The 5,706-nt window shown below is 70.2% G+C and carries 6 protein-coding genes; 2 read left to right on the top strand and 4 right to left on the bottom strand.

Features of this window, described 5'->3' with window-relative positions; genetic code table 11:
* Positions 1–356: 356 nt before the first annotated feature.
* The 3 genes from AC1DP0_RS16980 to fdhD all read right to left on the bottom strand — a co-directional run bounded on the left by AC1DP0_RS16980 (position 357) and on the right by fdhD (position 2,080).
* On the bottom strand, positions 357–692 hold the full coding sequence (locus AC1DP0_RS16980) for a hypothetical protein (protein ID WP_478086529.1): 336 nt from the start codon (positions 690–692) through the stop codon (positions 357–359).
* A gap of 164 nt (positions 693–856) precedes the next feature.
* Entirely contained in the window at positions 857–1,195 is a 339-nt protein-coding gene (locus tag AC1DP0_RS16975) for a YciI family protein (protein ID WP_478086527.1), read from the bottom strand.
* Positions 1,196–1,231: 36 nt separating this feature from the next.
* Entirely contained in the window at positions 1,232–2,080 is an 849-nt protein-coding gene (fdhD, locus tag AC1DP0_RS16970) for a formate dehydrogenase accessory sulfurtransferase FdhD (protein WP_478086523.1), read from the bottom strand.
* Between the two features lie 37 nt (positions 2,081–2,117).
* Here fdhD and mobA point away from each other — a divergent pair, with 37 nt between their 5' ends.
* On the top strand, positions 2,118–2,738 hold the full coding sequence (gene mobA / locus AC1DP0_RS16965) for a molybdenum cofactor guanylyltransferase (RefSeq protein WP_478086521.1): 621 nt from the start codon (positions 2,118–2,120) through the stop codon (positions 2,736–2,738).
* 253 nt (positions 2,739–2,991) lie between these two features.
* Positions 2,992–5,052, top strand: a complete 2,061-nt coding sequence (locus AC1DP0_RS16960) for a M4 family metallopeptidase (protein ID WP_478086516.1) — start codon at positions 2,992–2,994, stop codon at positions 5,050–5,052.
* 113 nt (positions 5,053–5,165) lie between these two features.
* Here the strand turns inward: AC1DP0_RS16960 and AC1DP0_RS16955 are convergent.
* The coding region (locus AC1DP0_RS16955; protein ID WP_478086514.1) for a hypothetical protein at positions 5,166–5,706 on the bottom strand (541 nt) is incomplete at its 5' end.

The raw sequence follows: 5,706 nt of genomic DNA, 5'->3' as shown, positions 1-5,706 counted from the left end.
GAGCAGCTCGAGGAGGCGCTCGACTCCTACGACGGAGCGCTCCTGCTCGTGTCGCACGACCGCCGGCTGCTCGAGAACGTGCGCCTCGACGAGCGCTGGCACGTCGAGGCGGGGCAGGTCACCCGCCTCTGACCCGCGGACCCGCACATGGGCACACCAGCCGCACACGTCGGGGCCACACGCACATCGCCTACGAGGTGCGCCTGACCTCCAGGTGCGCGGCTCGGAGGCGTCCATCTCGGGGCCGCGCGTTCGTCGAGGAGGTGAGCAGTCGCCGGCCCGGTGGCCGTGAACCCAAGGAGGGTCATCATGAGTCACCCCATTGGCCAAGCAGCTCTGACTGGGCCCGGGACGGGTCAGGCGGCGAGCGCGAGTGTGAGGGCGTGTTCGAGCGGGCTGAGCGCTGCTGGCTCGGGTTGTCGTGCGGGGAGCAGGGGTGGGGCGTGGGAGGTGTAGGTGTGCCCGGTGGGGGTGGTGGTCTGCACGGTGTGGGCCTCGGAGCACTCGGCCGCCCGCTCCAGCCAGGCCTGGGCGACCTGATCCTGGGAGTCCACGAACGCCGCCGTCACCCGCACCTGGGCCGCGGCCACCGCCGACTTCACCCGCTCCAGCACGGCGAGCTGGTCGATCCGGACCTGGTCGCACTCGTGGCCCGATCCGTCGCCCGATCCGACCTGCGACAGCGCTGACACCAGAGCCTCCAGGCCCTTGGTCGTCACTACCGTCGCATCTTCGATCTTGTGTTCGATTCTACGTGGTCGAAGCCGACATCGGAAGGCTCATCCACAGCGAATCCTCTTGGCAGGCAATTAGATTCGTGAAGCGTTGTCGGCTCGCGGTGTCCGCGCAATCGGCCTCAGCCGGGGGAGTTGGTCGGGTCCGCGACCCACGGCCCCAGCGGCGGATCCCACTGGCGCACGACGCGTCGCAGGATGTGGCCCCCGAGCCAGTAGGGGTCCTGGTCGAACGTCTCCGACACGGCCTCCAGTGAATCGGCCGAGTAGACGATGAGCGCGGCGTTCGCCGGCTCCTGGTCGGTCGGCTCACCCTCGCTCAACTCGTCGAGGCCGTCCTGGTACATCCCGGCGACGAGCAGGCCCGGCTGCCCCATCAGCCACTCGCGGTGCTCGGGCCGGATCGTCAGCATCTCGGTCACGTCGTCGGGGTAGGTGTAGTGGATCGCGAAGATCGCCACGGTGGTGCCTCCAGTTGCTGGGGTGGACGTCGGTGGTCAGCTGGTCGTGATCCGGTGCGCGCCGGCATACACGTTGAAGCGGCTCCCGCGCACGAAGCCGAGCAGGCTCATCCCGGCGTCCTCAGCGCACTCCACCGCCAAGGACGACGGCGCCGAAACCGCTGCGAGACACGGAATCCCAGCCATGATCGCCTTTTGCGTCAGCTCGAACGACGCGCGACCCGACACGACGAGCACGCACCCCACGCCCGGGACGCGGCCGCTCTGCAGCGCCCACCCGACGACCTTGTCGACGGCGTTGTGCCGACCGACGTCCTCACGCACGACGAGCAGCTCGCCGTCGGCGGTGAAGAGCCCGGCGGCGTGCAGCCCACCCGTCTTGTCAAACGACCGTTGCTGGGCGCGCAGCGCGTCGGGCAGCTCGGCGACGACCTTCGCCGCGAACTCCGTTGCGTCCGAACGCACGTCGAACGCGGACTGCGCGCGCAGCTGCTCGATGCTTGCCTTGCCGCAGACACCGCACGACGAGTTGGTGAAGAAGGCTCGCGTCGCAGAGGCTGCCGGGGCCGCCACACCCGGCGCCAGGGTCACGTCGATGACGTTGTAGGTGTTCTCGTCGAACCCGCTCTCGCCGGACACGACCGCGCCCTCGCAGTAGCGCGCCAGGGCGATGTCGTCGGCCGAGTGGATCAGCCCCTCCGACAGGAGGAAGCCGTGCACGAGCTCGATGTCGTGTCCCGGCGTGCGCATCGTCACCGTGAGCGGCGTTCCGTTGACGCGCAGCTCGAGCGGCTCCTCCACGGTGAGCGTGTCGGGGCGGGTCGTCGTCGACGGGGTCGCGAGATCGATCGTCGTGACCTTGCGCCGTACCGTCACTCGTCCCATGGACTCAGCCTGCCAGACTCCGTGCCAGACTCCGAGGGTGCCACCTGCCCGAGCCGCCGCATCCGCGGTCGTCGTCGTCCTGACGGGCGGCGCGTCACGGCGCATGGGCTCGCACAAGCCGGTGCTCGACGTGGGTGGTCGTCCGCTCGTCGCGCGCGTGCTTGCCGCCGCCGGCGACCGTCCGGCGCTCGTCGTGGGCCCGGGCCAGGGCGTCCCCGAGGGCGTATGCGTCGTGCTCGAGCGCGTGCCCGGCGGCGGTCCCGTGGCCGGCCTGGCGACCGCCGTCGAGGCCCTGACGGTTGCCGCCGGCGCGTCCCGCCCGGATGCCGTCGTGGTCCTCGCCGCAGACCTGCCCTTCGTCACCTCCGCCCATGTCGACCGGCTGCTTGGCGCCCTGGAGTCGGCCGACCTCGCGGTCACCGTCGACCGCGACGGCCGCACGAACTGGCTCTGTGCGGCCTGGCGACTCCCGGCCCTGCAAGCCCGGCTCGACGAGGTCGGCGACGCCTACGGCAGGAGCATGCGCGAGCTGGCATCCGGCATACGCACGCAGTCCGTCGACGACCCCGCCGAGCTGGCCCTCGACGTCGACACGCCAGCCGACCTGGCCCGCGCCCGTGAGCGTGACCGTGCGGGCGACGACCCGACGGCTCCCTGACGGCCAGCTGACCTTCGACCGAGTGCTCCCGTGAACGACTCTGGGAGATCACCCAAGTTGGGCCCTGCAGCGAATCGCCTTGCTGCCAAGGGCCGCTCAGGACTTGGGACGCATATGGCAAAGACTTGGCAAGGCCGTTGACCCTTGTTCTCCGCTGCTGCGAGCGTCACGCTCGTTCCGGCCCGATCTCAAGTCGTGGGCTGGCGGAACTCTCTCGAGCGGCCACACGCCGCATCCCGACAAGGAGCAACCAGTGAATCGACTGAAGTCCGGGCTGGCGACCGGAGGGCTGCTCGCCCTCGCTCTCGCCATCTCGCCGGCGATCCCGGCGGGCGCAGCGGCCGGGGCAGGGCGCGACAAGGCGCCTGCCCCCGAGTCCCAGAGCCTCAAGACGACCGAGCAGTCCCGAGCCGCGGCATCCGCGAGCGCCCTCGGCCTCTCCTCGGGCGAGAAGCTCACCGTCAAGTCGGTCATCGCGGATCCCGACGGCGCCACCCACGTCCGGTATGAGCGCACCCTCGACGGTCTCCGCGTCATCGGCGGTGACTTCGTCAGCCACAAGGACGCCTCGGGTGCCGTCAAGAGCGTCAGCTGGAACGTGCGCAAGAACGTCACCCCGCCCACGATGACCCCGACCGTCTCCAAGAGCCAGGCGCACCAGGCGGGACTCGCCGCCGCCAAGGCCAACAACGAGACCGCCACTCCCGGTGAGCTCGTCGTCTTCCAGTCGGCGACCGGACCCAAGCTCGCCTACGAGGTCATCACCGAGGGCATCAAGGCCGACCAGACCCCGACCCGACTCCACACGATCGTCGACGCCACCACGGGCAAGACCCTGACGAGCTGGGACGACGTCAAGGAGGGCACCGGCAACGGCATCTTCGTCGGAAGCGTCTCGCTCGCGACCTCGGGCAGCTCCGGCGCCTACACGATGAAGGACTCGCACGGGAACTACACGACCGACCTCAACCAGGCCACGAGCGGCAACGGGACGACGTTCACCGACGCCGACGACGTCTGGGGCACGGGCTCGCAGAGCAACCGCCAGTCGGCCGCCGTCGACGCGCACTACGGCGCGGGCAAGACGTACGACTACTACAACACCCAGCTCGGCCGCGCCGGCATCTGGAACAACGGCACCGGCGCCCGCAGCCGGGTCCACTACGGCCAGAACTACTCCAACGCCTTCTGGGACGGCACGCAGATGACGTACGGCGACGGCGCCGGCAACGCCGCCCCGCTGGTGGAGATCGACGTCGCGGGCCACGAGATGAGCCACGGCGTCACCGAGAACACCGCAGGTCTCGCCTACACCGGCGACGCGGGCGGCCTCAACGAGTCGACGTCCGACATCTTCGGCACGGCCGTCGAGTGGTACGCCAACAACCCCAACGACGTGCCCGACTACCTCATCGGCGAGAAGCTCAACCTCAACGGCAACGGCACGCCGCTGCGCTACATGGACAAGCCGAGCAAGGACGGCGCCTCGAAGGACTGCTGGAGCTCGACCCTCGGCGGCCTCGACCCGCACTACTCGTCCGGCCCGCTCAACCACTGGTACTACCTGGCCTCCGAGGGTTCGGGCGCCAAGACGGTCAACGGCGTCAGCTACAACAGCCCCACGTGTGACGGCTCGACCGTGACGGGCATCGGCCACGTCAAGGCCGAGAAGATCTGGTACCGCACGCTTTCGACGTACCTCACCTCGTCGAGCAACTACGCGGCGGCCCGCACCGGTGTCATCAAGGCGGCCAAGGACCTCTACGGCGTCGGCTCGGCCGAGTGCACGGCGGTCGACAAGGCGATGGGTGCCATCGCAGCCCCGGCCAGCACCGAGACGTGCGGTGGCACGACGCCCCCGCCCACCGGTGGCTCGCTGACCAACGGTGGCTTCGAGTCCGGCCAGACCGGCTGGACCGGCACCACCGGCCCGATCACCAACGACACGGGTCGTCCCGCCCACAGCGGGTCGTACAAGCTGTGGCTGGGCGGCAACGGGGTCTCGGGCTCGGAGAGCGAGTCGCAGACCTTCGCCGTCCCGTCCACGGCCACCTCGCCGACCCTGACCTACTGGATCCGGATCGACACGTCCGAGACGACGACGACCACCGCCTACGACACGGCCACGGTGCAGATCAACGGCGTCACGAAGCAGAGCTACTCGAACCTGTCCACGCCCAAGGCGTCCTACGTCCAGAAGACGATCGACCTGAGCTCCTACAAGGGCACGAACGTCACGCTGAAGTTCGCCGACACCGAGGACTCCTCGCTGCAGACGAGCTTCGTCGTCGACGACGTCGCGACGAACTTCTGAGCCAGCGCGCGGTCGTCTGACGCGCAACACCCCCAAGAGGTCGGTATGCCGTGGGCCCAGCCCGCGGCATACCGACCTCGTGCGTGTGGCGGGGGCGCTCGGGGAGCGGGTGCTCAGGGGGCGGGCGCGACGGCGGACTTCGGCGACGTCGTGCAGCGGGTGGTCGCAGGCACCGAGAGCGTGACGTCGCTGACCAGGGTGCCGACCAGCCCGGAGACCTCGCCCAGCGACGGATCGCTGAGGTCGATCCGGCGCGCCTCGTGGTCGGTCACCGAGACGGTGATCGGGTCGCTCACGGGGTCGGGGGTGACCGCGCCTGCCTCCCCGGGAGGCGCCACGCCGGACGGCAGGTCGTCGCTCACGTGCGGACCGAGACGCAGGGTGGCGAGGAGCGCCAGGAGCTGGTGCAGCTGGGGTGCGCCGAGCGTGCACACGCGGCCGTGGACCGAGCGCGTCTCGACGTGGACCCGGCCGTCGAGGTCGAGCACGACGCGGTCGTCGAAACCGGCCATCCCGCCGGTGCGGCGCAGGGTCAGCGGGAACGCCGGGCCGTAGGGGGCCGAGAGCGCGTCGTCTCCACCCCCGCCGACCCGCGGTGCCACGGGTGTCGACGACGCGGCGGCGGCGGTGGCGGTGGCGGTGGCGGAGGTTGGG

Source organism: Terrabacter sp. P5_B1 (assembly GCF_056400505.1).
This window is presented reverse-complemented; position numbering and strand designations above follow the sequence as displayed.